General features: G+C 73.3%; 22 protein-coding genes and 1 tRNA gene. 14 read left to right on the plus strand and 9 right to left on the minus strand.

Going from position 1 to position 24652, the window contains the following annotated elements:
* Positions 1-10: 10 nt before the first annotated feature.
* Positions 11-2557: an ABC transporter permease gene (locus tag LG634_RS15705; protein WP_226734423.1), complete on the minus strand. Its 2547-nt coding sequence runs from the start codon at positions 2555-2557 to the stop codon at positions 11-13.
* 52 nt (positions 2558-2609) lie between these two features.
* The gene (locus tag LG634_RS15710) at positions 2610-3371 is read right to left on the minus strand and encodes an ABC transporter ATP-binding protein (RefSeq protein ID WP_226734485.1); all 762 of its coding nucleotides are present in this window, start codon (positions 3369-3371) and stop codon (positions 2610-2612) included.
* Positions 3372-3794: 423 nt separating this feature from the next.
* Here LG634_RS15710 and LG634_RS15715 point away from each other — a divergent pair.
* Together LG634_RS15715 and LG634_RS15720 are read left to right on the plus strand one after the other, a co-directional pair.
* A tRNA-Leu gene (locus LG634_RS15715) sits at positions 3795-3877 on the plus strand.
* 332 nt (positions 3878-4209) lie between these two features.
* Positions 4210-5061 carry a Bax inhibitor-1/YccA family protein gene (locus LG634_RS15720; protein ID WP_226734424.1) on the plus strand — a complete coding sequence of 284 codons (852 nt, stop codon included), beginning with the start codon at positions 4210-4212 and terminating at the stop codon, positions 5059-5061.
* Positions 5062-5183: 122 nt separating this feature from the next.
* Here the strand turns inward: LG634_RS15720 and LG634_RS15725 are convergent, their stop codons facing one another.
* Complete coding sequence (locus LG634_RS15725) at positions 5184-5414, minus strand: DUF4287 domain-containing protein (RefSeq protein ID WP_226734425.1); 231 nt, start codon at positions 5412-5414, stop codon at positions 5184-5186.
* 104 nt (positions 5415-5518) lie between these two features.
* Here LG634_RS15725 and LG634_RS15730 point away from each other — a divergent pair, with 104 nt between their 5' ends.
* A complete protein-coding gene (locus LG634_RS15730; protein WP_226734426.1) occupies positions 5519-5848 on the plus strand; it encodes a hypothetical protein in 330 nt (109 codons plus the stop codon).
* Here the strand turns inward: LG634_RS15730 and LG634_RS15735 are convergent.
* From LG634_RS15735 to LG634_RS15745, 3 genes are all read right to left on the minus strand, one after another.
* Positions 5832-6653: a hypothetical protein gene (locus LG634_RS15735; RefSeq protein ID WP_226734486.1), complete on the minus strand. Its 822-nt coding sequence runs from the start codon at positions 6651-6653 to the stop codon at positions 5832-5834. The genes LG634_RS15730 and LG634_RS15735 overlap by 17 nt on opposite strands.
* Before the next feature lie 487 nt (positions 6654-7140).
* Positions 7141-8361 carry an acetyl-CoA C-acetyltransferase gene (locus LG634_RS15740; protein ID WP_226734427.1) on the minus strand — a complete coding sequence of 407 codons (1221 nt, stop codon included), beginning with the start codon at positions 8359-8361 and terminating at the stop codon, positions 7141-7143.
* A gap of 156 nt (positions 8362-8517) precedes the next feature.
* On the minus strand, positions 8518-9513 hold the full coding sequence (locus LG634_RS15745) for an SGNH/GDSL hydrolase family protein (protein ID WP_226734428.1): 996 nt from the start codon (positions 9511-9513) through the stop codon (positions 8518-8520).
* 147 nt (positions 9514-9660) lie between these two features.
* Here LG634_RS15745 and LG634_RS15750 point away from each other — a divergent pair, with 147 nt between their 5' ends.
* Positions 9661-11049, plus strand: coding sequence for a cystathionine beta-synthase (locus LG634_RS15750; RefSeq protein WP_226734487.1), 1389 nt, complete (start codon positions 9661-9663; stop codon positions 11047-11049).
* A 349-nt stretch (positions 11050-11398) separates the two neighbouring features.
* Here the strand turns inward: LG634_RS15750 and LG634_RS15755 are convergent, their stop codons facing one another.
* Positions 11399-11794 (minus strand): hypothetical protein, encoded by a 396-nt coding sequence (locus LG634_RS15755; RefSeq protein WP_226734429.1) that lies wholly within the window; start codon positions 11792-11794, stop codon positions 11399-11401.
* 159 nt (positions 11795-11953) lie between these two features.
* Here LG634_RS15755 and LG634_RS15760 point away from each other — a divergent pair, with 159 nt between their 5' ends.
* Positions 11954-12793 carry a MurR/RpiR family transcriptional regulator gene (locus LG634_RS15760; RefSeq protein WP_226734430.1) on the plus strand — a complete coding sequence of 280 codons (840 nt, stop codon included), beginning with the start codon at positions 11954-11956 and terminating at the stop codon, positions 12791-12793.
* Between the two features lie 8 nt (positions 12794-12801).
* Here the strand turns inward: LG634_RS15760 and LG634_RS37860 are convergent, their stop codons facing one another.
* Positions 12802-12933: a hypothetical protein gene (locus LG634_RS37860; protein ID WP_264203167.1), complete on the minus strand. Its 132-nt coding sequence runs from the start codon at positions 12931-12933 to the stop codon at positions 12802-12804.
* A 7-nt stretch (positions 12934-12940) separates the two neighbouring features.
* Between LG634_RS37860 and LG634_RS15765 the strand changes: the two genes are divergently transcribed.
* Positions 12941-13318, plus strand: a complete 378-nt coding sequence (locus tag LG634_RS15765) for a TetR/AcrR family transcriptional regulator (protein WP_226734431.1) — start codon at positions 12941-12943, stop codon at positions 13316-13318.
* A gap of 76 nt (positions 13319-13394) precedes the next feature.
* Here LG634_RS15765 and LG634_RS15770 read toward each other — a convergent pair whose 3' ends face one another.
* A complete protein-coding gene (locus LG634_RS15770) occupies positions 13395-14813 on the minus strand; it encodes a type III PLP-dependent enzyme domain-containing protein (RefSeq protein ID WP_226734432.1) in 1419 nt (472 codons plus the stop codon).
* A gap of 103 nt (positions 14814-14916) precedes the next feature.
* Between LG634_RS15770 and hutU the strand changes: the two genes are divergently transcribed.
* The 8 genes from hutU (at position 14917) to LG634_RS15810 (ending at position 24637) form a co-directional block, all read left to right on the plus strand.
* A complete protein-coding gene (gene hutU / locus LG634_RS15775; protein ID WP_226734433.1) occupies positions 14917-16581 on the plus strand; it encodes a urocanate hydratase in 1665 nt (554 codons plus the stop codon).
* 11 nt (positions 16582-16592) lie between these two features.
* Positions 16593-17783 carry an allantoate amidohydrolase gene (locus LG634_RS15780; protein WP_226734488.1) on the plus strand — a complete coding sequence of 397 codons (1191 nt, stop codon included), beginning with the start codon at positions 16593-16595 and terminating at the stop codon, positions 17781-17783.
* The gene (locus LG634_RS15785) at positions 17774-19111 is read left to right on the plus strand and encodes a formimidoylglutamate deiminase (RefSeq protein ID WP_226734434.1); all 1338 of its coding nucleotides are present in this window, start codon (positions 17774-17776) and stop codon (positions 19109-19111) included. Before LG634_RS15780 ends, LG634_RS15785 begins: the two co-directional genes overlap by 10 nt.
* A 113-nt stretch (positions 19112-19224) precedes the next feature.
* Complete coding sequence (hutI, locus tag LG634_RS15790) at positions 19225-20394, plus strand: imidazolonepropionase (RefSeq protein ID WP_226734435.1); 1170 nt, start codon at positions 19225-19227, stop codon at positions 20392-20394.
* 151 nt (positions 20395-20545) lie between these two features.
* Positions 20546-21223: an LPXTG cell wall anchor domain-containing protein gene (locus tag LG634_RS15795; protein ID WP_226734436.1), complete on the plus strand. Its 678-nt coding sequence runs from the start codon at positions 20546-20548 to the stop codon at positions 21221-21223.
* A 23-nt stretch (positions 21224-21246) separates the two neighbouring features.
* Entirely contained in the window at positions 21247-22134 is an 888-nt protein-coding gene (locus LG634_RS15800; RefSeq protein ID WP_226734437.1) for a COG1470 family protein, read from the plus strand.
* Positions 22131-23252 carry a hypothetical protein gene (locus LG634_RS15805; RefSeq protein WP_264203170.1) on the plus strand — a complete coding sequence of 374 codons (1122 nt, stop codon included), beginning with the start codon at positions 22131-22133 and terminating at the stop codon, positions 23250-23252. The genes LG634_RS15800 and LG634_RS15805 overlap by 4 nt, the downstream gene beginning before the upstream one ends.
* A complete protein-coding gene (locus tag LG634_RS15810; RefSeq protein ID WP_226734438.1) occupies positions 23249-24637 on the plus strand; it encodes a hypothetical protein in 1389 nt (462 codons plus the stop codon). The genes LG634_RS15805 and LG634_RS15810 overlap by 4 nt, the downstream gene beginning before the upstream one ends.
* Positions 24638-24652: the final 15 nt, after the last annotated feature.

The following is a 24652-nucleotide window of genomic DNA, read 5'->3' on the forward strand; positions in this document are numbered from 1 at the left end:
TGCGCTGCTGCTACTCGGTCTTGATGGCCGTCAGCATGTTCAGCCGGGCGGCGCTGCGGGCCGGCCACATGGCGGCCAGGACGCCGACCACGGCGGCCAGCAGCAGGAAGATGCCGATCCGGTCGAACGGGATCACCAGCGCGTAGTCCGGGATCGAGTTCTTGATGGTCTGGCCGATGGCCCAGGCGAGGAAGGTGCCGAGACCGACGCCGATGACCGCGCCGAAGAGCGAGATGACCACGGCCTCCAGGCGGATCATGTTCTTGACCCGGGCCCGGTCGAGGCCGATCGCCCGGAGCATGCCGATCTCCTGCTGGCGCTCGAACACCGACATCGCGAGGGTGTTGACGACACCGAGGATGGCGATCAGCAGGGCCATGCCGAGCAGGCCGTACATGATGTTCAGCATCATGTTGATGATGCCGCCGAAGGTGTTCCGGATGTCGGTCTGGTCCTGGACGCTGATGGCCGGGTTGCTGCCGAGGGCGTCGACGATCTTCTGCTCGTTGGCCGCGGACTCGCCGCCCTGGGTGGCCACGAACACCTGCCGGATCTCGGCGCGCTCGCCGCCCAGGTGCCGGTCGAGGACCTTGGCGTCGAGGACGTACGGGGAGAGGAACTCGTTCTCCTTGTAGACCGCGCCGACGGTCAGCCGCTCCGTCTTGCCGTCGTCGAACTTGGCCTCGAAGGACTTGCCGACGGTCAGGCCGGCCTTCTTCGCTGTCTTGTCGGCGACCGCGACCTTGCCGTCGGCCAGGGAGGCCGTGGAACCGCTGACGACCTCCATCTTGAGCAGCTGGTCGATGCCCTTCGGGTTGACGCCCGAGGCGGCGTTGTAGATGTCGTCGCCGGTCTTGAAGTAGCCGGCCTGCTGCGGGCTGACGGCGGTGACGCCGGGCGCCTTCTCCAGGGCGGGCAGCACCGACTTGTCGAGGCTGTTGCCGCTGGCCATGGCGACCATGTAGTCGGCCTTGATGACGTCGGTGGTCATCTTGTCGACGGCCTTGCCGACGGTGACGCCGAGCACGGTCAGGCCGGTGACCAGGGTCAGGCCGATGGCGAGCGAGGCGGCGGTGACGCCGGTGCGGCGAGGGTTGCGGACGGCGTTCTGCGCGGCCAGCTTGCCGGCGACCCCGAACACCCGCTGGAGCAGCGGCCGGACGGCGGCGATGAACGGGCGGGACAGCCACGGGATCAGGACGATGATGCCGATGAGCGAGAAGAACGCGCCGAAGCCGATGACGACGCGGCCGTCGGAGCCCATGCCGGCGCCCGCGGCGATGGCGGCGAAGCCGATCACGGCGAGCGCGCCGCCGATGCTGTTGCGCAGCACCAGGGACTTCGCGGTGGCCGGCAGGTGGGCGCTGCCCATGGCGGCGACCGGGGCGATCTTCGCGGTGCGGCGGGCCGGCAGCCAGGCGGCGAGCATGGTGACGACGATGCCGATGACCAGGGCGGTCAGGACGGTGCTCGGGGCGATGACCAGCGGGCCGTCCGGGATCTTGGCGCCGAAGGAGCCCATCGCGGAGCGCAGGCCGATCGCGAGGCCGACACCGGCGAGCATGCCGATCGCGGAGGAGATGACGCCGACGACGAACGCCTCGATGAGCACGGAGCGCTTGACCTGGCGGCGGGAGGCGCCGACGGCGCGCAGCAGCGCGAGCTCCTTGGTGCGCTGGGCGACCAGCATGGTGAACGTGTTGTAGATCAGGAAGATGCCGACGAAGAGCGCGATGGCGGCGAAGGCGAGCAGCACCTGGTTCATGCCGCTCATGCCCTGCTCGATGTCCTTGGCGTTGCGCTCGGCGAGCGCGGCGCCGGTCTCGGCGGTGGCGTTCTCGCCGACCAGCGGCTTGACCTCGGAGAGCAGGGTGTCGGCCTTGGCGCCGGGCTTGGCGGCGATGGTCAGCTCGGTGTAGTAGCCGGGCTGCAGGTACAGCTTCTGCGCGGTCCTCTGCTCGAACAGCACCAGGCTGCCGCCGGCGTTGACCTGGCCGTCCTCGGTGGTGAACACACCGGCGAGGGTGTACTCCTTCACCGGGCCGTTGGTGGCCACGCGGACCTTGTCGCCGACCTGGTAGTCGCCCTTGGAGGCGGTGTCCTTGTCGAGGGCGATCTGGCCGGGCTGCACGGGGCCGTTGCCCCCGGTGAAGTCGTAGCGCGGGTCCTTGCCGTCCTTGACGGGGGCGAAGTTGGAGCCGCTGTTGGCCCAGCCGTTGCCGATCAGCTTGCCCTTGGCGTCGGCGACGCCGGCGAAGCCCTGGACCCGGCCGGCGACCGAGTCCACGCCGTCGAGTGCGGCGATCTTGTCGAAGGTCTGCTGGCTGATGCCCGGCTCGGACTTCTTGCCGTCGTCCTCGCGGACGCTGCCGTACGAGGTGACGGAGACGGCGACGTTGTCGTAGCTCTTGGCGGACTGGCTGCTGAGGGCCTTGCCGAGGCTGTCGGTGAAGACGAGGGTGCCGGAGACGAAGGCGACGCCGAGCACGACGGCGAGCACCGTCATGATCAGCCTGGCCTTGTGCGCGAGTACGTTGCGCAGCGCGGTACGGAACATGGTGGAGGAGTCCAGAAGTCGAGGTGGGCTTCGGTCGCGGGAGGCCGGTGCCTCAGCTGGTGCGGCCCTTGGCGTCGAAGGCCTTCATGCGGTCGAGCACGCCGTCGGCGGTGGGGCGGTGGATCTCGTCGACGATGCGGCCGTCGGCGAGGAAGATGACGCGGTCGGCGTAGGAGGCGGCGACCGGGTCGTGGGTGACCATGACGACGGTCTGGCCGAGTTCGCGCACGGAGTTGCGCAGGAAGCCGAGGACTTCGGCGCCGGAGCGGGAGTCCAGGTTTCCGGTGGGCTCGTCACCGAAGATGATCTCGGGCTTGGAGGCCAGGGCGCGGGCGACGGCGACGCGCTGCTGCTGACCGCCGGAGAGCTGGGTGGGGCGGTGGGAGAGGCGGCCGGAGAGGCCGACCATCTCGATGACCTTGTCCAGCCACTGCTTGTCGGCCTTGCGGCCGGCGATGTCCATGGGGAGCGTGATGTTCTCCAGGGCGGTCAGCGTCGGCAGCAGGTTGAACGCCTGGAAGATGAAGCCGATCTTGTCCCGGCGGAGCTGGGTGAGCTGCTTGTCCTTGAGGGAGCCCAGCTCGGTCTCGCCGATGCGGACCGAGCCGGCGGAGAAGGTGTCCAGTCCGGCCACGCAGTGCATCAGCGTGGACTTGCCGGAGCCGGACGGGCCCATGATCGCGGTGAACTGGCCCTGGACGAAGTCCACGGTGACGTTGTCGAGCGCGACCACCTGGGTCTCGCCCTGGCCGTACACCTTGGAGAGCTGGGTGGCGCGGGCGGCCACGGCCGTGGTGTTGGGGGCGAAGTTCATGGTGGTCACGGGGGGACTCCTGTCGGATGCCGGTCGGTCTGCGGGACGGTTTCCATCGTCTCCGCCGGATCCCGTCGGCGGATCCGTCCGGGTGCCCGTTCTCCGGCCCCACTGGAGTCTGACCGGAGTGCTCCGGCCTCCTCCTCTGGTATGACGCAGCCGGCGGGGGAGCGGGCCGCGGGGAGGGGGGTGGCGTGGGGTGGCGCAGGGGCGCCGGAAGGCCGTCGAAATCCCGTCAATCCCTTGTGGACCTTTGTGGGTGTTTGCGGCGGCGCGCAGAGGGCCGACCGCGGGATCTGTTGTCTGACGCCCCCTCAAGCCTCAATAAAATCAGACAACATCAGAAGGATCTTCTCCGGTTGGGCGGACGCTTCCCGTTAGGCTCGCCTTGCGTCCAGCGCTTCACGCGGAGCCGCCCGCCTCGCCCGGATGGTGGAATGGCAGACACGGCGAGCTTAAACCTCGCTGGCCCTCGGGCCGTGCCGGTTCGAATCCGGCTCCGGGCACCCCGTTCCGCTCCTCGCGGTCCGCGTACAACCTTCGCGGCGCCCCTGTCCCCCCCCCGGTGGTGCCCGCGTCCGCGGCACCCGGCGCCCGGGCATCCGCCGCCGTCCCCGCCGCCTCCGACGCCGTCGGTGGGCGGGGTGCGGTCTCCGGCGGCCTCGACGGACGGCCCGACCCGGTACGACCCGGTACGACACCGTCGCCCAGTCGTTCCGGCTCGTCCTCACGCCGGAAATCCCACAGGAAAAGATCCTCCCTCAGCAGTAGGGTGGTTTCTTTGCTAACGCATTACTCTTGAACGCAAGGCCGCGCACGGTGGCCATGGAGGAGTGAGATGAGGAGCAGTAACCCGGTCTTCTCGCGACGGGGGTTCAGCCGCGACAACGGCTACGCGGGCTTTGACGCGCAGCAGGTGCAGGCCGGGGCCGCGACCAACCCTTACGCGACCAACCCGTACGCCACGGACCCGCAGACCGGCATGCCGGCCGCGCCCGCCCGCGGCAACGTGATGACCATCGACGACGTCGTGAGCCGCACGGCCATGACGCTCGGCACGGTCATCCTGACGGCCGTCCTGTCCTGGGTCCTCCTGCCGGTGGACCCGGCCAACGTCAACAAGTCGTACGGCATCGCGGTCGGCGCGGCCCTCGTGGCCTTCGTGCTGGCGATGGTGCAGAGCTTCAAGCGCAAGCCGGTCCCCGCGCTGATCCTCGGCTACGCCGCGTTCGAGGGCGTGTTCCTGGGTGTGATCAGCTCCGCGACCAGCACCATGCTGAGCCCCGGTGTGGTCGTCCAGGCCGTGCTGGGCACGATGTGCGTGTTCGCGGGCGTGCTGTTCGCGTACAAGATGCGCTGGATCCGCGTGAACCGCCGCTTCTACGGCTTCGTCATGGCCGCCGCCATGGGCTTCATGCTCCTGATGGTCGCCAACCTGCTGTTCTCCGTCTTCGCGGGCGGCGACGGCCTCGGCTTCCGCAGCGGCGGCCTCGGCATCGTGTTCGGCATCATCGGCGTCATCCTCGGTGCCGCGTTCCTCGCCCTCGACTTCAAGCAGGTCGAGGACGGCGTGACGTACGGCGCCCCGCGCGAGGAGTCCTGGCTGGCGGCCTTCGGCCTCACCATGACCCTGGTGTGGATCTACCTGGAGCTGCTGCGCCTGTTCCAGATCCTCTCCGGCGACGACTAGCCGGACCGGACTCCCCGGAGTCCCTTGAGGTGAAGTCATGGGGAAGGCCCCCGCGGGCGGTGCTCGCGGGGGCCTTCCCGTGTCTGCGGCACACCGTGGGGGTGGCCCGCGCAGCAGGGCGGCTAACCGCGTTTACGGGCCGCGCGGCGCAGGTCGTACTCGTGGATGATCGCCTTGGCCTGGCCGTACGACAGCTCGTGCGCACCGCGCAGCCAGCTGAGTTTCTCCTCGAAGCGGACGAGGGAGGGGCCCTCGTCGACGGTCCGCAGCCAGTCGGCGAGCTCACGGCCTGTGGTCCGGTGGATGCGGGAGATCATGTTCCGGTGGGTTTCCTCGGAAAACTCTACGGACATGGGCGCCTCCGGTTGCAAGGGACGAGCCTCGTTCTCTTCACGTCACCGTGCCCGACCGTTCGCCCGTTGGCAACAGTGCCGGGACGGCGCGTAGGGTCACCCGCGTGCTCGATACCTCGCCCCTGAACGCCGCCGTGGAACGTTTCGCCGACCGGCTGCGCGCCGCCCCGCAGAGCCGCCTCCAGCGCGGCGCCGCCGCCGAGGCCCTGGCCCTGGCCCGGGAGCTCTCCGCGCGCGCCCAGGGCCTGGAGGGCGTGCCGGCGGGGGAGCTGCGGGAGATGCCGGACGCCGGGATCTTCGTGGTCGGCGACCAGGTGCAGGTGGCCGGTCAGGACCTGGCCGAGGCGCTGCGGAACGCCGGAACGGCCTCGCCCGGGATGGTGGACGAGGCCGTGGTGCTGGTGGAGCAGGCGGAGATCAGAGCGATGCGATGACCCGGTCCGCCAGGATGTAGACGTTGTTCGCCGGGTTCTCCGGGTCGCCTTCGCCGCAGGAGAACGTCAGGGCGTACGCGCCCGAGATGCCCGAGCCGCCCAGCAGCACCGGCGCACTCCCCGAGCGGAGCGCCTCGGCGAGGCGCTCCGCGGTCTCCCGGTGGCCCGGAGTCATGCACAGCGTGGTGCCGTCGGTGAACACGTACACGTCCAGGGTGCCCAGCGGGCCGGGCCGGACGTCGGCCAGCGCGGTACGGGCCTCGGCCAGCTCCTCCAGGCGGTTCACGGTGCGCTCGTGGTCGCCGTGCGCCGCCGCGGCCTGGGCCTGGGCCGGGACGAAGTCGGGGTGCGAGGGGTGCCGGCGGCGGGCCGCGGCCAGCTCCGGGGAGTCCTCCGGGTACTCCGGGGCCACCGGCTCGTCGTCCAGGTACGGCTCCAGGCCCACCATGTCGGCCTGGCGGGGCAGGAACACCGGGTTGTCCTCGCCGAGCCCGGCCAGGCCGCCCAGCAGCGACGGGGCGTCCGCGGCGTCGCGGGCCTCCTGCGCGGCCCAGAAGGCGCGCGCCTCGGCCAGCTCCCGCTCGCGCTCCTCGGCGAGGGCCTCGGCGACGGCGGCCCGTATGTCGGCGGTCGGGGACTCGGCGGCACTGCGGGCATGCGGAACGGGCGTCCCGCGCAGGGCGACCGAGGCGGCGAGTTCGCCGCGCAGGGCCTTGACCTGCGAACGGAGGCCGTGGACGGCGTGCAGCGCAGCAGCGCCCACGGCCGTGGCAGCGGCCGTGGTCAGCAGCAGAACAAGAGACATGGCGCTCACTGACTAACTCCTGATGTGTTTCGATCCCCCGACTTCCTACCTCAGCTTGTCCCGACCTGGGAATGGGGTGCAGTGCATTACGTCACGAAATGGACAGGGCTTTCGTCACACCCCCGACCCCCCGATCGGCCCTGACCTGCATAAATGCCGAACCCCCAGGATGTATGTCACATCCTGGGGGAGATTCGGTCACGGCTCGGCCGCGAGGCGGTTGGAACCGGCGTCAGCAAGGGACGCGCGACGGGCCCGAAAGCCCCAGCGGGACGGCCTTGCGGCTCAGCTCAGCCGCTCGATTCCTTCGGTCGCGCTGTGCTTCGCCTCCGCTGCGGGCAGGTGCCGCCCTCGTCCCTCGGGCGACCCCTACCCTCCGCTGCGGCTCAGCTCAGCCGCTCGATTCCTTCGGTCGCGCTGTGCTTCGCCTCCGCTGCGGGCAGGTGCCGCCCTCGTCCCTCGGGCGACCCCTACCCTCCGCTGCGGCTCAGCTCAGCCGCTCGATGACCATGGCCATGCCCTGGCCGCCGCCGACGCACATGGTCTCCAGGCCGAACTGCTTGTCGTGGAACTGGAGGCTGTTGATCAGGGTGCCGGTGATGCGGGCACCGGTCATCCCGAAGGGGTGACCGACGGCGATGGCGCCGCCGTTGACGTTCACCTTGTCGAGGTCCACGCCGAGGTCCCGGTACGAGGGGATCACCTGGGCCGCGAAGGCCTCGTTGATCTCGACCAGGTCGATGTCGCCGATGTCCAGGCCGGCCCGCTTCAGGGCCTGCTTGCTGGCCTCGACCGGGCCCAGGCCCATGATCTCGGGGGACAGGCCGGAGACGCCGGTGGACACGATGCGGGCCAGCGGGGTCAGGCCCAGCTCGCGCGCCTTGGTGTCGCTCATGATGACGAGCGCCGCGGCGCCGTCGTTCAGCGGGCAGCAGTTGCCGGCGGTGACCAGGCCGTCGGGGCGGAAGACCGGCTTCAGGCCCTGGACGCCCTCCAGGGTGACGCCGGCGCGCGGGCCGTCGTCGGTGCTGACGACCGTGCCGTCGGGGGTGGTGACCGGGGTGATCTCGCGGGCCCAGAAGCCGTTCTTGATGGCGGCCTCGGCGAGGTTCTGGGACCGTACGCCGAACTCGTCCATGTCCTGGCGGGTGACGCCCTTGAGGCGGGCCAGGTTCTCGGCGGTCTGGCCCATCGAGATGTACGCGTCCGGCACCAGGCCGTCGGCGCGCGGGTCGTGCCAGGAGGAGCCCTCGCTCTGCGCGACGGCGGCCGTACGGGCCTCCGCGTCGGCGAAGAACGGGTTGTGGGTCTCGGGCAGGCCGTCGCTCGTGCCCTTCACGGAGCGGGAGACCATCTCGACGCCCGCGGAGATGAACACGTCGCCCTCGCCGGCCTTGATGGCGTGCAGGGCCATGCGGGAGGTCTGGAGCGAGGAGGAGCAGTAGCGGGTGATGGTGCAGCCCGGGAGGTGGTCCATGCCCATCTGCACGGCGACGATGCGGCCGAGGTTGTGGCCCTGCTCGCCGCCGGGGAGGCCGCAGCCGAGCATCAGGTCGTCGATCTCGCGCGGGTCCAGCTCGGGGATCTTGGCCAGGGCGGCCTGGACGATGGTGGCCGTCAGGTCGTCGGGGCGCATGTCCTTGAGGGAGCCCTTGAAGGCGCGGCCGATGGGAGAGCGGGCTGCGGAAACGATGACGGCTTCGGGCATCACGGCTCCAAGGGGGCGTGCGGTCTGTATCGGACCATGTGAAGTTACCGGCCCGTACGGGCCAGGTCACCGTACGGACGGTGTGACGCCCGCCGCATCCCCCCGGCGGAGCCGCCGTTCGGACCCGCGGGGTCAGGCGGGCGGGGTCAGGCGGGGTCAGGTGGGGTCGGGGTCCGGGAGTTGGCGGCGGCGGCGGTATTTGAGGAGGGCCCAGGGGGCGCGGGCCGCCGTGACCTCCGTGCCGGCCTGCCCGGCGGCCGCCGAGGCCGCCTGGGCGACGGGCAGCATGTCCTCGCCCCGGCGGGTGTCCAGGCGGTCCGCCTCGGGCCAGAGGCCGAGCGCCGCACAGACGGTCGGCAGGACGGCCATGACCGCCGTCGCGTACCCCTCCGCCGAGGGGTGGTAGGAGTCCGGCCCGAACATCTCGCGCGGATTCGCCGCGAACTCCGGCCCGAGCAGGTCCCCCATCGACACCGTCCGCCCGCCGTGCTCGATCACCCCGATGGTCTGCGCCGCGGCCAGCTGCCGCGACACCCTCCGCGCCACCCACCGCAGCGGCTGGTACACCGGCTCGATCGTCCCCAGATCCGGACACGTCCCCACGACCACCTCGGACCCCGCCCCCCGCAGCCTCCGCACCGCCGCCGACAGCAGTCGCACCGACTGCGTCGGCGGCATCCGCCGGGTCACGTCGTTCGCCCCGATCATGATCACCGAGATGTCGGGGAGGAACCCCGCGTCGTCCAGGATCAGCCGCACCTGCCGGTCGAGGTCGTCGGACATGGCTCCCGACAGCGCCACGTTGCGCAGGTCCACCGGCCGTTCGGCGACCGCCGCCAGCCCGGATGCCAGCAGCGCGGCCGGCGTCTGCCGGGCCCGGTGCACGCCCAGGCCGGCCGCGGTCGAATCCCCCAGCATCGCCAGCCGCAACGGCTCCGCCCCGCCCGCGCCGTCCGCGCCGGAACCCGCGAACTCCGTCCCGTACCGCCCGTCCGCCCGCGGCGGATCCGACTGCACCGTGCCCACCGTCCGCTTGGCCAGCTGCACCTCCGCCAGCACCAGACCGACCGCCGCCGCACCGAGCAGGCCGAGACCGCCCCCGCCGTAGGCCGCGCCGGCCGCGATCCGGCGCGCCGTCCTCGCACGTGACACTCTTCCAGCCACCTCCTCGTCGCGACCCGGCCCTCCAGGGCGTCACTTGCGTCTACCTGCCCCGTACTGCCGGTCGGTCAATCGCTTTCGGCTTACTCTGGCGGTGCCTCCCGGAGAACCCGTGGAGTCCCCTCCTTGGAGAACATGGTGCATTTCCACGACTCGATGATCAGCCTCGTCGGCAACACCCCGCTGGTGAAGCTCAACCACGTGACCGAAGGGCTCCAGGCGACGGTCCTGGCCAAGGTCGAGTACTTCAACCCGGGCGGGTCCGTGAAGGACCGCATCGCCGTCCGCATGATCGAGGCGGCCGAGCAGAGCGGAGCGCTCAAGCCGGGCGGCACGATCGTCGAGCCGACCAGCGGCAACACGGGCGTCGGCCTGGCGATCGTGGCCCAGCAGAAGGGCTACAAGTGCATCTTCGTCTGCCCGGACAAGGTGTCGCTCGACAAGATCAACGTGCTGCGCGCCTACGGGGCCGAGGTCGTGGTCTGCCCGACCGCCGTCGACCCCGAGCACCCCGACTCGTACTACAACGTCTCCGACCGCCTGGTCCGTGAGACGCCGGGAGCCTGGAAGCCCGACCAGTACAGCAACCCGAACAACCCGCGGTCGCACTACGAGACCACCGGTCCGGAGCTGTGGGAGCAGACGGAGGGGAAGATCACCCACTTCGTCGCGGGCGTCGGCACCGGCGGCACCATCTCCGGCACCGGCAACTACCTCAAGGAGGTGTCCGGCGGCAAGGTCAAGGTCATCGGCGCCGACCCGGAGGGCTCCGTCTACTCCGGCGGCTCCGGCCGCCCGTACCTGGTCGAGGGCGTCGGTGAGGACTTCTGGCCCACCGCCTACGACCGCAACGTCACCGACGAGATCATCGCGGTGTCCGACAAGGACTCCTTCCAGATGACCCGCCGCCTCGCCAAGGAGGAGGGCCTCCTCGTCGGCGGCTCCTGCGGCATGGCGGTCGTCGCCGCGCTGCGCGCCGCCGAGGGCCTGGGTCCGGACGACGTGGTCGTCGTCCTGCTCCCGGACAGCGGCCGCGGCTACCTGAGCAAGATCTTCTCCGACGAGTGGATGGCCGGTCACGGCTTCCTGGAGGAGGCCGGCCCGGCCGCCCGCATCGGCGACGTGCTCGCCGACAAGGAGGGCGGCAGCATCCCGTCCCTCGTCCACATGCACCCCGAGGAGACCGTAGGCCAGGCCATCGAGGTCCTGCGCGAGTACGGCGTCTCTCAGATGCCGGTCGTCAAGCCCGGCGCGGGCCACCCGGACGTGATGGCCGCCGAGGTCATCGGCTCGGTCGTGGAGAAGGAGCTGCTGGCGGCCCTGTTCGCGCACAGCGCCTCGCTGGACGACCCGCTGGAGAAGCACATGAGCGCGCCGCTGCCGCAGGTCGGCTCCGGCGAGCCGGTCTCCGACCTGATGGCCGCGCTGGGCCAGGCCGACGCCGCGATCGTGCTGGTCGAGGGCAAGCCGACCGGTGTCGTCAGCCGGCAGGACCTGCTGGCGTTCCTCGCCCGTACGGCGAAGTAGCCCGCACCCGGGGCGGCCCGGTCCGCCCGCGAAGCCCGTACCCGCACGCCGCGGGTGCGGGCTTCGCGCAATCGGTACGGGCCCGACACGTTGCGGCAGCACCGCCTTAACAAGCCACCGGCACAGTGGAGTCCGTCGGCGGGGAACACGCGGAAGCGGTGGCGCCCGGCCGGCATCCGAACGGCGTCACGGACCACCGGAGCGGCTCCCGGACCTCCGACGGCGCCAACGGACGCGGACCCCGGCCCTGACCCGGCCCGTGTCCCGTGCGGGGACCGCCGTCGTCCCGGCCCCCGGGTGACCGGGGGTGCGGCGGTTCCCGCGCACCCGCATGCCCGGCGGGCGGGCGTCAGGCGTCGCGGTGCCGGGTGTGGGCGATGTTCACGCCGACGATGCCGGCCCAGGCCACCACCAGGCCGGTGAGTCCGCCGCCCGCGCTGCCCACTGCGGACAGCGGGACCGCCAGCACCAGGCTGACGATGCCGAAGCCGTGCCGGGCCGCCCAGGCGGCCGCGGGGCCGACGGGCGCCGTCCGGGCCGCGGAGGCCTGCTGCTCGGCGATCCGCCGCCGGATCCGGGTCTCCAGGGTGCTCTCCAGCCGGGCGTCCACCGTGGCCAGGAAGGACTCGACGAGCGCCGGCTCGTACTCGGGGCCCAGTTCGCGCCGGGCCTGCAGGGTCGCATCGAGCTCGCGGCGCAGCTCGGGATCGTTCACGAGCCCGCTACCGGGCGTCTGGGCGTTCATGGCTCCACGGTAGGGAGCGGGGCCCGGCCGGACAGTGGGGCTGACCCCCGTATCCGGGGTACGGCGGGCCGGGGGTCGGTCTCGCGGAGCGGGCGGCGGTTGCCGTCCTGCATAGTTGCATGCAGTCTGCTGCGAGACTGAATGGACGGAGGGGGCGTCATGAGCGAGAGCCCGGCAGCGCGGCTGCAGAAGCTCTTCGAAGGGCACCGGCTGACGCCGACCCAGCGCCGGATCGCGCACAGCATGGTCCGGCGGGCCGCCGACGTGCCGTTCCTGTCGAGCGTGGAGCTGGCCGAGCTGGCCGGCGTCAGCCAGCCCTCGGTGACCCGGTTCGCGGTGGCCCTCGGCTTCGACGGCTACCCGGCGCTCCGCCGCCACCTGCGCGAGGTCGCCCCGGCCGGACCCCGCCCGGCACCGGGCGACACGTACAACTCGTACCAGCAGGCGGTGCAGGCCGAGATCGACAACCTGCGGCACCTGTCCGCGCTGCTCGCCGACCCCGCCCCCGTCGAGGAGGCCGGCCGGGTGCTGGCCGCCTCCCGCCCGCTGCCGGTCCTCGGGCTGCGCGCCGCGTCCTCGCAGGCCCGCGGCTTCGCGTACTTCGCGGCCAAGGTGCACCCCGACGTACGGCTGCTCGACGAGGGCGGCACCATGCTCACCGACCGGATCGACGCGGCCCGCACGGCCGGCGCGGCGGCCCTGCTCTGCTTCGCCCTGCCCCGGCATCCGCGGGAGGTCGTCGACGCGCTCGCGTACGCGCGGGGCGCCGGGCTGACCGTGGTCACGGTCGCCGACTCCGCCTTCGCCCCGGTGGCCCGCCACTCCGACCTGCTGATCCCCGCCCCGGTGGGCACCGGCCTGGCCTTCGACACGGCCTGCGCCCCGATGCTGCTGGGCCGCGTCCTGCTGGAGTCCATGGCCGACGCCCTCCCCGACGCCCAGTCCCGCCTGGAGGCCTTCGACGCGGCGGCCACGGCCCGCGGCCTGTTCGTCGAATAGCCCGCCCTTCAGCGGTAGTCCAGTTCGGCCAGTTCCGTGACCAGGCGGGTGCGGAGGGCCGGGACGCGGGCCGGCAGGGGGAGGGCGGTGTTGCGCAGGCGGCGGGCGGTGCGGCCGCGGAGGGTGGCCACCCGGGTCATGCGGTCGGTGAGCGCGACCACCCGCTCGGCGACCGGGCGGCGGCCGGTGGACCGGCCGGCCGGGGTGCTGGTCGGTCACTTCCTCGACCGGTGGGAGGGGGATCCCGCGGATGACGCGCTGCTGCTCCTGCTGCGGTCGGCGGTCACCAACGAGCGGGCGGCGGCCCGCGTGCACGAGGTCTTCGCGACCCAGGTCGCGCCGGCGCTCGCTACGGCGCCGGGGCCCGATTCCGCGGCCCGGCGTGCGGCCATGCTCTCCACGCAGCTCCTGGGTCTGGCGCTGACCCGCTACCTCCTGCGCCTGCCCGCGGTCGTCTCCCTCTCCCGCCCCGCCCTCGAACAGACACTCACCCCCGCCATCCACGCCACCCTCACCGCCCCCTGACCGCCCCGGGGCTCCGCGGTGTCGCGCCTGCCGGGCGGGGTCCCGCTTTTCGGGGCTCCGCCCCGGACCTCGCGCCTCAAACGCCGGCGGGGCTGGAACGTGCCCCGTGCAGGAGGGCGTCGCGGTGGCGTGCGCCGGCCTCCTGGAGCAGGTCGGACAGGGTCTGGGCGGGGCGGACCAGGGTGAAGCGGAGCCCGTCGGGCGTGCTGCGGAAGGCGTGGACGGGCGGGCGGAGGAGGGAGTTGTAGGCGTAGTGGGCCGTGAAGAAGTACGCCCCCGTGCCAGGCACGGCGATCACGTCGCCGGGGCGGAGGAGCGGGAGGGGCCGGGCCTCCGCCAGCAGGTCCCCCGAGAAGCACGCCGGCCCGGCCACGTCCTGCGGGACGAGCGCGTCCCCGCCCCGCGGCACCCCCTTCGCGTCGTACGCGAGGATCCGCAGCGGCCACGAGGCCCCCGCATAGACCGTCCGGGTGGCCACCTGCACCCCGGCGTGTGTCACCGCGATCGCCCGCCCCCCGGAGGACTTCGTGTACTCCACCCGGGACAGCACCAGGCCGTGCCGCGCCAGCAGCGACCGCCCGAACTCGGTGACCAGCCCGTACCGCCCCGAGAACAGCCCCGGCACCACCTCCCGCAGCACCCGCACGTACTCCGCGTACGTCGGCCCGGTGTCGTCCGAGCCCGTGTCCACCGGCAGTCCGCCCCCGATGTCGATCGTGTCGATCTGCCGCCGCCCGGCCGCCGCGTTGACCTCCTCGGCCAGCTCGAACACCTCCCGCACCCCCTGCGCGCTCAGCGCGAGCGGCACGCCCTGCGAGCCGGCGTGCGTGTGCAGCCGGGTCAGCCACGGCCGCGCCAGGTACGCCGCGACCACCGCCTCCCGCGCGCCCGGATCCCGCAGCGCGAAGCCGAACTTGGAGGTCGCGGTCGCCGTCGAGGTGCTGGCGATCGCCCCCGCCCCGGCCTGCGTGTTCACCCGCAGCCCCAGGGGGGACCTGCTCGGCGCGGAGGCCATCAGTGCGTCGATCCGGTCGAGCTCCTGCGCGTTGTCCGCGTTGACCGCGATGCCCAGCGCCAGCGCCTCCCGCAGCTCGGCGCGGGTCTTGGCGGGGGAGTCCAGCACCGTGCGGTCCGCACCCACCCCGGCCGCCCGGGCCAGCGCCAGCTCGCCCGCGCTGGCCGCCTCGCAGCCGATGCCGGCGGCGGACAGCAGGCGCAGCACCGGCACCAGCGGGGCCGCCTTCACCGCGAAGCAGTGCAGGACCGGCGTGCCCGGCGGCACCGCCGCACCGAACGCCGCCCGCAGCGCCGCCGCCGAGGCCTCGATCCCGTCCGCGTCCAGCAGGCAGACCAGCGCCTCCGCGCCGTCGTCCCCGCCCACCAGACCCTGCCCGACAGCGGCCCGTACGGCCAGGTCGCGGCGCTCGGCGGCGCCCCCGCCCGGCACCCCGCCCGGCACCCCGTCCGGCACGTCCTTCAGTGCGTCTTCGGCCATGTGAGCCAGCCAATCACCCGGCGCGGCCGCGCGCAGCCGTTGACTACTTCTATTCAAGACGCGAGGATGTGAATGGATTGACCAACATCGAGGAGGCACAGCCATGTCAGGACCCCGCCCCGTACGTGCCGCGCGCGGTACCGAGCTCAGCGCCCTGGGATGGCAGCAGGAAGCCGCCCTCCGCATGCTCCAGAACAACCTCGACCCCGAGGTCGCCGAGCACCCCGACAAGCTCGTCGTCTACGGCGGCACCGGCAAGGCGGCCCGTGACTGGCGCTCCTACGACGCCATGGTCCGCACCCTGCGCACCCTCAAGCAGGACGAGACCATGCTGGTGCAGTCCGGCCGCCCGGTCGGCGTCATGCAGACCCACGAGTGGGCCCCCCGCGTCCTGCTCGCCAACTCCAACCTGGTCGGCGACTGGGCCAACTGGGAGGAGTTCCGGCGCCTGGAGCAGCTCGGCCTGACCATGTACGGCCAGATGACCGCAGGCTCCTGGATCTACATCGGCACCCAGGGCATCCTCCAGGGCACCTACGAGACCTTCGCCGCGGTCGCCGCGAAGAAGTTCAACGGCACCCTGGCCGGAACCATCACCCTCACCGCCGGCCTCGGCGGCATGGGCGGCGCCCAGCCGCTCGCCGTCACCATGAACGACGGCGTCGCGATCTGCATCGACTGCGACCCGCGCGCCATCGAGCGCCGCATCGAGCACCGCTACCTCGACGTCAAGGCCGACAACCTGGCGCACGCCCTGCAGCTGGCCACCGAGGCCCGCGACGCCCGCAGGCCGCTCTCCATCGGCCTGCTCGGCAACGCCGCCGACCTGCTCCCGCAGATGCTCGCCGAGGGCGCGCCGATCGACATCGTGACGGACCAGACCTCCGCCCACGACCCGCTGGCGTACCTGCCCACCGGCATCGCCTTCGAGGACATGGCCGACGCCGCCGCCAAGGACCCGGCCGGCTTCACCACCCGCGCCCGCGAGTCGATGGCCAAGCACGTCGAGGCCATGGTCGGCTTCTTGGACGCCGGCGCCGAGGTCTTCGACTACGGCAACTCCATCCGCGGCGAGGCCCAGCTGGCCGGCTACGACCGCGCGTTCGCCTTCCCCGGCTTCGTCCCCGCGTACATCCGCCCGCTGTTCTGCGAGGGGAAGGGCCCGTTCCGCTGGGCGGCCCTGTCCGGCGAGGCCTCGGACATCCACAAGACGGACAAGGCGATCCTGGAGCTCTTCCCGGAGAACGAGTCCCTGCACCGCTGGATCAAGATGGCCGGCGAGCGCGTCCACTTCCAGGGCCTGCCCGCCCGCATCTGCTGGCTCGGCTACGGCGAGCGCGACAAGGCCGGCGAGCGCTTCAACGACATGGTCGCCTCCGGCGAGCTGGCCGCCCCGCTGGCCATCGGCCGCGACCACCTCGACTGCGGCTCCGTCGCCTCCCCGTACCGCGAGACCGAGGCCATGCTCGACGGCTCGGACGCCATCGCCGACTGGCCGCTGCTCAACGCCATGGTCAACGTCGCGTCCGGTGCCTCCTGGGTCTCCCTGCACCACGGCGGCGGCGTCGGCATGGGCCGCTCCATCCACGCCGGCCAGGTCACCGTCGCCGACGGCACCCCGCTGGCCGGCGAGAAGATCCGCCGGGTCCTCACCAACGACCCCGGCATGGGCGTCATCCGGCACGTCGACGCCGGCTACGACATCGCCGAGACCGTCGCCGACGAGCGCGGCGTCCGCGTCCCCATGCGCGAGGGCGACCAGGCGTGACCTTCCACGAGATGTGGGCCGACCTCGCGCCCATCGGCCGGCACGCGGACTCCGGCGGCTACCGCCGGTACGCGTGGACCGGAGCCGACGCGGACTGCCGCGCCTGGTTCCGGGCCCAGGCCGAGGCGCGGGGCCTGGCGTACGAGACGGACCGCAACGGCAACCAGTGGGCCTGGCTGGGCGACCCGCTGGCCGGCGACGCCGTCGTCACCGGCTCGCACCTGGACTCCGTACCGGACGGCGGGGCCTTCGACGGCCCCCTCGGCGTGGTCTCCTCCTTCGCGGCCCTGGACGAACTCCGCGCCAGGGGAGTGGAGTTCACCCGGCCGCTGGCCATCACCAACTTCGGTGACGAAGAAGGCGCCCGGTTCGGTCTGGCCTGCGTCGGCTCCCGGCTCGCCGCCGGACAGCTGACCAAGGAGAAGGCGTACGCGCTCCGCGACGCCGACGGCATCTCGCTGCCGGAGGCCATGGCGGCCGCCGGGTACGACCCGGAGGCCATCGGGGCCGACCCCGAGCGCCTGGCCCGCATCGGCGCGTTCGTCGAATTGCACGTGGAGCAGGGCCGGGCCCTGGACCTGTCCGGCGACGCGGTCGGCGTCGCCTCCTCCATCTGGCCGCACGGCCGCTGGCGGTACGACTTCGCGGGCGAGGCCAACCACGCCGGCACCACCCGGATCGCCGACCGCCGCGACCCGATGCTGCCGTACGCGGAGACGGTCCTCGCGGCCCGCCGCGAGGCCGAACTCGCGGGCGCCGTCGCCACCTTCGGCAAGATTGCGGTCGAGCCGAACGGGGTCAACGCCATCCCGTCCCTGGTGCGGGGCTGGCTCGACGCCCGCGCCGCCGACGAGGTCACCCTCGACCAGGTCATCGGAGGGGTCCGGCAGGCGGCCCTGGCGCACGCCGAGCGGCACGGCGTGGAACTCGCCGTCACGCGGGAGTCCTTCACCCCGGTGGTCGAGTTCCAGCACGCCCTGCGCGACGAACTCACCCGGATCCTCGGCGAGAAGACGCCCGTGCTGGGAACGGGTGCGGGACACGACGCCGGAATCCTCTCCGCGTCCGTCCCGACCGCCATGCTGTTCGTACGCAACCCCACCGGCATCTCGCACTCCCCGGCGGAACATGCCGCCGAGGACGACTGCACCGCCGGTGTCCTCGCCCTCGCCGACGTACTGGAAGGTCTCGCGTGCCGGTGAAGACTTTTTGGCTGGAGCACGCCTGGCTCGGCACCAACGTCGAGCCGGGCGTCGCCCTGGACGTGTCCGACGGCCGGATCACGGCCGTCCGCACCGGGGCCGACACCCCGCCGCCGGGCGCCGAGATCCTGCGCGGCCTCACCCTGCCGGGCCTCGCCAACGCGCACTCGCACGCCTTCCACCGGGCGCTGCGGGGCACGGTGCAGGTCGGCAGCGGCACGTTCTGGACCTGGCGCGAGGTGATGTACGGCGTCGCGCAGAACCTCACACCGGACACCTACTTCGCGCTCGCGCGGGCCGTGTACGCGGAGATGGCCCTCGCCGGGATCACCGCCGTCGGCGAGTTCCACTACGTCCACCACGCGCCGGGCGGCACGCCGTACGCCGACCCCAACGCGATGGGCGAGGCGCTGATCGCGGCCGCCGACGAGGCGGGCATCCGGATCACGCTCCTCGACACCGCCTATCTCGCGGCGGGGTTCGGGGAGGCGCCCAACGCGCACCAGCTGCGGTTCTCCGACGGCACCGCCGAGGCCTGGGCCGAGCGGACGTCCGCCCTGAAGGCGCGCGAGCACGCGGTGATCGGGGCGGCGATCCACTCCGTACGGGCCGTCCCCGCGGACCAGCTCGCCACGGTGGCCGGCTGGGCGCAGGCCCGCCGCGCTCCCCTGCACGTCCACCTCTCCGAGCAGACCGCGGAGAACGACGCCTGCCGGGCCGCGCACGGGTGCACGCCGACGCAGCTGCTGGCCGAGCACGGGGTGCTGGGGCCGCGGACCACGGGGGTCCACAACACCCACCTCACCGACGAGGACATCGCCCTGCTCGGTGGCACGACCACCGGCACCTGCATGTGCCCCACCACCGAACGCGACCTTGCCGACGGCATCGGCCCGGCCGTCCGCCTCCAGCGGGCCGGCAGCCCGCTCTCGCTCGGCAGCGACAGCCATGCGGTGATCGACCTGCTGGAGGAGGCCCGGGCCATGGAGCTCAACGAGCGCCTGGCCAGCCGCACCCGCGGCCACTGGACGGCCGCCGCCCTGCTCCGCGCCGCCTCCGCCGACGGGCACGCGGCCCTCGGCTGGGACGAGGCGGGCACCCTGGAGGCGGGCGCGCCGGCCGACTTCACGACCATCGCGCTGGACTCCGTACGGACGGCCGGTCCGGTACCGCGGCTGGGGGCCGAGACGGCCGTCTTCGCGGCCTCCGCGGCCGATGTCCGCCACACGGTCGTGGCCGGCCGCCACATCGTCCGCGACGGCGCGCACACCCGTGTCGGCGACGTCGCCCGAGCCCTGTCCGAATCCATCGCGGCCGTCCGCGGCTGAGCCTGCCGGGGCTCCGCCCCCCCCGCACCGCAATCGCCGACGGGCGAAATCCAGCCCGTCCGGCGATTGAGGACCGGGGTCCGGGGCGGAGCCCCGATTTCTGAGAGGACCGCATGACCACCACGCTCGTCACCAACATCGGCAGCCTCGTCACCAACGACCCCGCCCTCGGCGAGGGCCCCCTCGGCCTCGTCGAGGACGCCGCCGTGGTCATGGACGGCGACCGCGTTACGTGGGTGGGCCCGGCGGCCAAGGCCCCGGCGGCGGACGCGGCGTACGACGCCGGGGGCCGGGCCCTGATCCCCGGCTTCGTCGACTCGCACTCCCACCTGGTCTTCGCCGGCGACCGCACCCAGGAGTTCAACGCCCGGATGTCCGGCCGCAGCTACACCGCCGGCGGCATCCGCACCACCGTCGCCGCCACCCGCTCCGCCACCGACGCGCAGCTGGAAGCCAACCTCGTACGGCACCTGCACGAGGCCCGCCGCCAGGGCACCACCACCTTCGAGACCAAGTCCGGCTACGGGCTCACCGTCGAGGACGAGGCCCGCGCCCTGCGGATCGCCGCCGCCCACACCGACGAGGTCACCTACCTCGGCGCGCACATCGTGTCCCCCGACTACGCCGAGGACCCGGCCGCGTACGTGGACCTCGTCACCGGCGAGATGCTGACGGCCTGCGCCCCGTACGCCCGCTGGGTGGACGTGTTCTGCGAGAAGGGCGCCTTCGACGGGGACCAGGCGCGCGCGATCCTGACCGCCGGCAAGGCCGCCGGGCTGATCCCGCGCATCCACGCCAACCAGCTCAGCTTCGGCCCCGGCGTCCAGCTCGGCGTCGAGCTGGGTGCGGCGTCCGCCGACCACTGCACGCACCTCACCGACGCGGACGTCGACGCCCTCGCCAACTCCGAGACCGTCGCCACGCTGCTGCCCGGTGCCGAGTTCTCCACCCGCGCCCAGTGGCCCGACGCCCGCCGCCTGCTCGACGCCGGCGCCACGGTGGCGCTGTCCACGGACTGCAACCCGGGCTCCTCGTACACGAGTTCCATGCCGTTCTGCATCGCGCTCGCCGTCCGCGACATGGGCATGACCCCCGACGAGGCCCTGTGGTCCGCCACCGCCGGCGGTGCCCGTGCGCTGCGCCGCACGGACATCGGCGCGCTGACCCCCGGCGCCCGCGCCGACCTGGTGCTCCTCGATGCGCCCAGCCACGTCCACCTCGCCTACCGCCCCGGCGTCCCGCTGGTCCACGCGGTCTGGCAGCGGGGCGAGCGCGTGGTCTGATCCGGCACGGGCGCGGCGGGGGCGGGGGCGCGGGCGCGTCGGGCCGGGGCGATCCGGTCCGTACTTTGTCTTCCCTCCTCAGGACCTCCGGCGTACCTTGACGGCCAATCTGACTCTTCGTCAGTAACTTTTGGCCGGAGGGGAACCCGAGGTGTCCAAGCAGCAACGCTCCGCCGCGCTCGCGCTGGCCTCGGCGGTGGCCGGCGCGGCGGTGCTGACGGCCGCCCCCGCCGCCCGCGCCGACGTCGTCGACGTCAAGTACGACTGCAAGACCCCCATCGGCCCCAAGTCCGCGGTCTCCCCGATCGACATCACGGCCGTCCGGGCCGGCAGCGGCTACAAGCTGACGATGTCCTTCCGCAAGGGCGTCTCGTCCAGCCCGATCGAGCTGGGCAAGGGGGCGATGAAGCCGAGTGCCGTGATCACGGTGGGCGGCGCGGACAGCGGGACGGTCGCCGTGTCCGGGCCGCCCAACGCGGTGGCCGCGCCCGCCGACACCCCCATCAAGATCAACGACCTGTCGGGTACGTACACCCCCCGACGCAGCGGCCAGGTCACCTTCACGGCGGGCGTGCTCACCATCAACGCGCTGATGACGACCACGACCTGCACCCCCGGAAACAGCCCGGCGCCGTCGCTGGCGATGCAGGTCGAGGCGGCGGCCGGCGCCGGCAACACCACCGACGCCGCGGGGAAGGCCGCCACCCTGCCGCAGACCGGGCCCATGGACTCCGCCCTCGCCCTCGGCACCCTCGGCGGCACCGTCCTGCTCTCCGGGGCCGCCGGAGTGCTGTGGCTGACCCGGCGCGGCCGGACCACCCGGGCCTGACCCGGCGGACCCGGGGACCGCCCATGCCGTCGCGCACCAGCCGCCGCACCGCGGCACCCGCCCTGGCCCTCCTGGCCCTGCTCCCCTTCACCCCGTCCGAGGCCCGGGCGGCCGCCCCCGCCGACTGGACCGCCGCCCCGGCCGCCGGCAGCGGCTCCGGCCGCACCTGGTTCTACCTCCAGGGCACCCCCGGCGCCGTCCTCGAAGACCGCCTGGCCCTCACCAACCCCTCCGACCGAGTGCGTACGGTCGCCCTGCGGGGCTCCGCACCGGCGGGCGGGGCGGCGGCCGGCGCCGGGGCCTGGATCCGCTTCGCCGACACCGACGTCCGGATCCCGCCCCGCACCCGGGCCGTGGTGCCGTTCAGCGTGACCGTGCCCGCCGGGGCGGTGCCGGGGGACCACCGGGCGCTCGTCGTGGCCGCCGGCGGGGGCCGCAGCACCGGGGTCGAGGTGCAGGTGCGGGTCGGCGGGCCCGCGGTGGCGGCGCTCACCGTCGAGGACGTGTCCGTCGGCGGCAGCGGCCGGGGCGCGGTGCTGCGGTACACGCTCGTCAACCGCGGCAACACCGCGCTGCGCCCGCAGGTCGCCGTACGCGCCGAGGGGGTCCTCGGCCCGCTGCCCGCGCCCGTGCCGCGGACCGGCGGCGCGCTCGCGCCCGGGCGCCGTGCCGAGCGGACCCTCCCCTGGCCGGACGCGCCGGCCCTCGACTCCGTGGACCTGACCCTCACGGCCACCGCCCCCGGCGGCGTCCGGGCCACCGCCCGCACCACGGCCCGCTTCGCCCCCTGGCCCGCCCTGGCCGGCACCGCCGCCGCGGCCGCCGCGGCCACCGCCCTCCTCGTGCGTGCCGGGCGCCGCCGCCGGCCCCGCCCCACCCCAGCAGCCGAACCGACGGGAGCAGCCAGTTGAACGGCGAGCCCAGCACCCGACCCGGAGCCCGCCCCGGCCGACTCCTCGCCGTGCTCCTCCTCGCGCTCGCCGCCCTGCTCGGCCCCACCGCGGCCGCACGGGCCGAGGCGGCCGAGGAGCGGCCCGCCGTGGAGCTGTCGCTCACCGAGGTGGCCAAGGGGACGGAGATCACGGTCAGCGGCACCGGCTGGCGGGCCCGGTCGCTGCTCACCCTGCTGGTCTGCGGGCAGAACATGATCGGCGGCACCAACAGCTGCGCCAACGCCGACGGCCGGGCCGCCACCACCGACGACGCCGGGCGCTTCGGCAGGCAGCTGCCGGTGGTCGCGCCGCCCACCCCCTGTCCGTGCGTGGTGGCCGTCGCCACCGTCACCGGCGGCCAGTCCCAGGTGCTCGCCCCCGTGAAGATCACCGGCCACCCGGTGGCCGCCCTGCCCGCGCAGACCGGCACCGCCCGGCTCGCCGTCCTGGCCGCGCCCCGGCTGGAGGGCGAGGACGGGGTGCTGACCTGGTTCGGCGCCCCGCCCTCCCGCAAGCTCGTGATCACCGTCGGCAACCTCGGCTCCGCCCCTGTCAAGGACCCGCTCTTCCAGGTCGGCACCGCCCACGGAGTCTTCGCCCCGGTCTGGGAGGAGCGCCAGTGGCGCGGCACCCTCGCACCCGGCGGCAAGGCCCGCGTCGCCCTCGACGTCGGCCTCACGGCGGGCGCGCACGGCGACTACACCGTCTCCCTCAAGTACGGCGAGAAGCTGCTGGTCGTCCAGCCCTGGGGCGTGGACCGGCCGTACGGGGTGACGCTCTTCTGGATCCTGCTCTGCCTGGTCGTCCCCGCCGGGGTCTTCCGTACCGGCATGGCCGTGGTGGACCGGGTCCGGCCGCGGGCCGGGGCCGGCGGCCGCCACCGCGGGGCGGGCCGGATCCCCGAGGCGGCCGCCGCGGTCACCGCGAAGCTCCCGCGGATCCCGTCCGCGTCCCCGGCCCGGCCCGCCCCCGCCGAGGACCCGCCCGGCGCGGCCGGCACCGCGGCCCTGCCGTGGTTCGGCCCGGGCCGCGCCCCGGCCGCCCCCCAGACATCCGCACCGTCTGAGAACAGTTCGACGACGAAGGGACACTCGTGAAGACCCAACGGAGGGTGAGCGCGGTCGCGGCCGCGCTGCTGCTCGGCGGCGCGGGCCTGGTGGTGGTGGCCTCGCCCGCCCAGGCCGCCGAGGTGTCGTACAAGGTGAAGTGCGTGCCGCCGGCCGCCGGCGGCGGACCGGTGGAGGGCACGTCCACTGTCAAGATCACCGCACCGGCCACCGCCAAGGTGGGCGACGAGGTCGACGTGACCTGGGAGTTCACCAAGCTGGCGGCCAAGAACTCGAACCTCGCCGACCTCCCGGCGAACTCGGTGACCCCCACCGGGCAGCTGGCCGTCTCCGGCGGCGCCGGCCTCACGCTCAAGGGGCAGCCGAAGAACCCCGCGATCCCGAAGGGCGGCGAGATGAAGCTCCCCGCCTTCACGGGGAAGCTGAAGCTCACCAAGGCCGGCGACGTCACCCTGACCCCCGGCAAGTACGAGATCTCCGTCCGCCTGTACGGCAGCGACTGGGTGACCAAGTGCGACCCGCTGGAGCAGCCGAAGGCCGCCGCGACCATCAAGGTCACCGGCGGCTCCAGCGGCGGCACGACGTCCGGCACGACGTCCGGCACCACGTCCGGCACGACCTCGGGCACCACGTCCGGTACGACGACGGGGACAACCTCGGGCACCACGTCCGGTACGACGACGGGCACCACCGCCGGTACGACGTCCGGTACGACGTCCGGCACGACCGCCGGCACGACCGCCGGCACGACCGCCGGCACGACCGCCGGTACCGGCGGCCCCACCGAGGTCGCCGGCAAGGAGGTCGCCGTCACGTTCGCCTGCACGGCCCCCGGCCCCCCGACCATCCAGTCGAAGGTCACCGTGAACGCCAAGAAGAACGGCGGCAACTGGGACCTCACCGTCAAGACCGCCAAGGGCGTCATGGACAGCCCGGCCCCCATCGCCAAGGGCCAGCTCAAACCCTCGATGATGATCACACTGGGCGGCGCGGACAGCGGCAGCGTCGCGGTCGCCGGACCGGCCAACGCCGAGGACATCAAGGCCGGCGACCCGGTCAGCCTGTCCGACATGACCGGCACCTACAAGCCGGGCAAGTCCGGCAAGGTCACGCTCAGCCCCGGTGACCTGACCATCACGGTCTTCGGCACGACCAAGATCCCGTGCAAGGCGAAGACCACCGCCGTCTCCGCCACCGTGGACACCGCCGCCCAGCCCGGCGGCAGCGGCAGCACCACCGCGGGCACGACCGCCGGCACCACCGCCTCGGCCGGCTCCAACGGCGGCCTCGCCGACACCGGAGCCTCCGACGACGGCGGCATCAAGGCCCTCGGCCTGGTCGCCGGCACGGTGCTGCTCCTCGGCGCCGCGGTGTTCACCTTCACCCCCTGGCGGCGCCTGCGCGGCACCAGGTAGCCGTCCGGGTACGCA

The organism is Streptomyces bambusae (assembly GCF_020532645.1).
Lineage (GTDB): Bacteria > Actinomycetota > Actinomycetes > Streptomycetales > Streptomycetaceae > Streptomyces > Streptomyces bambusae.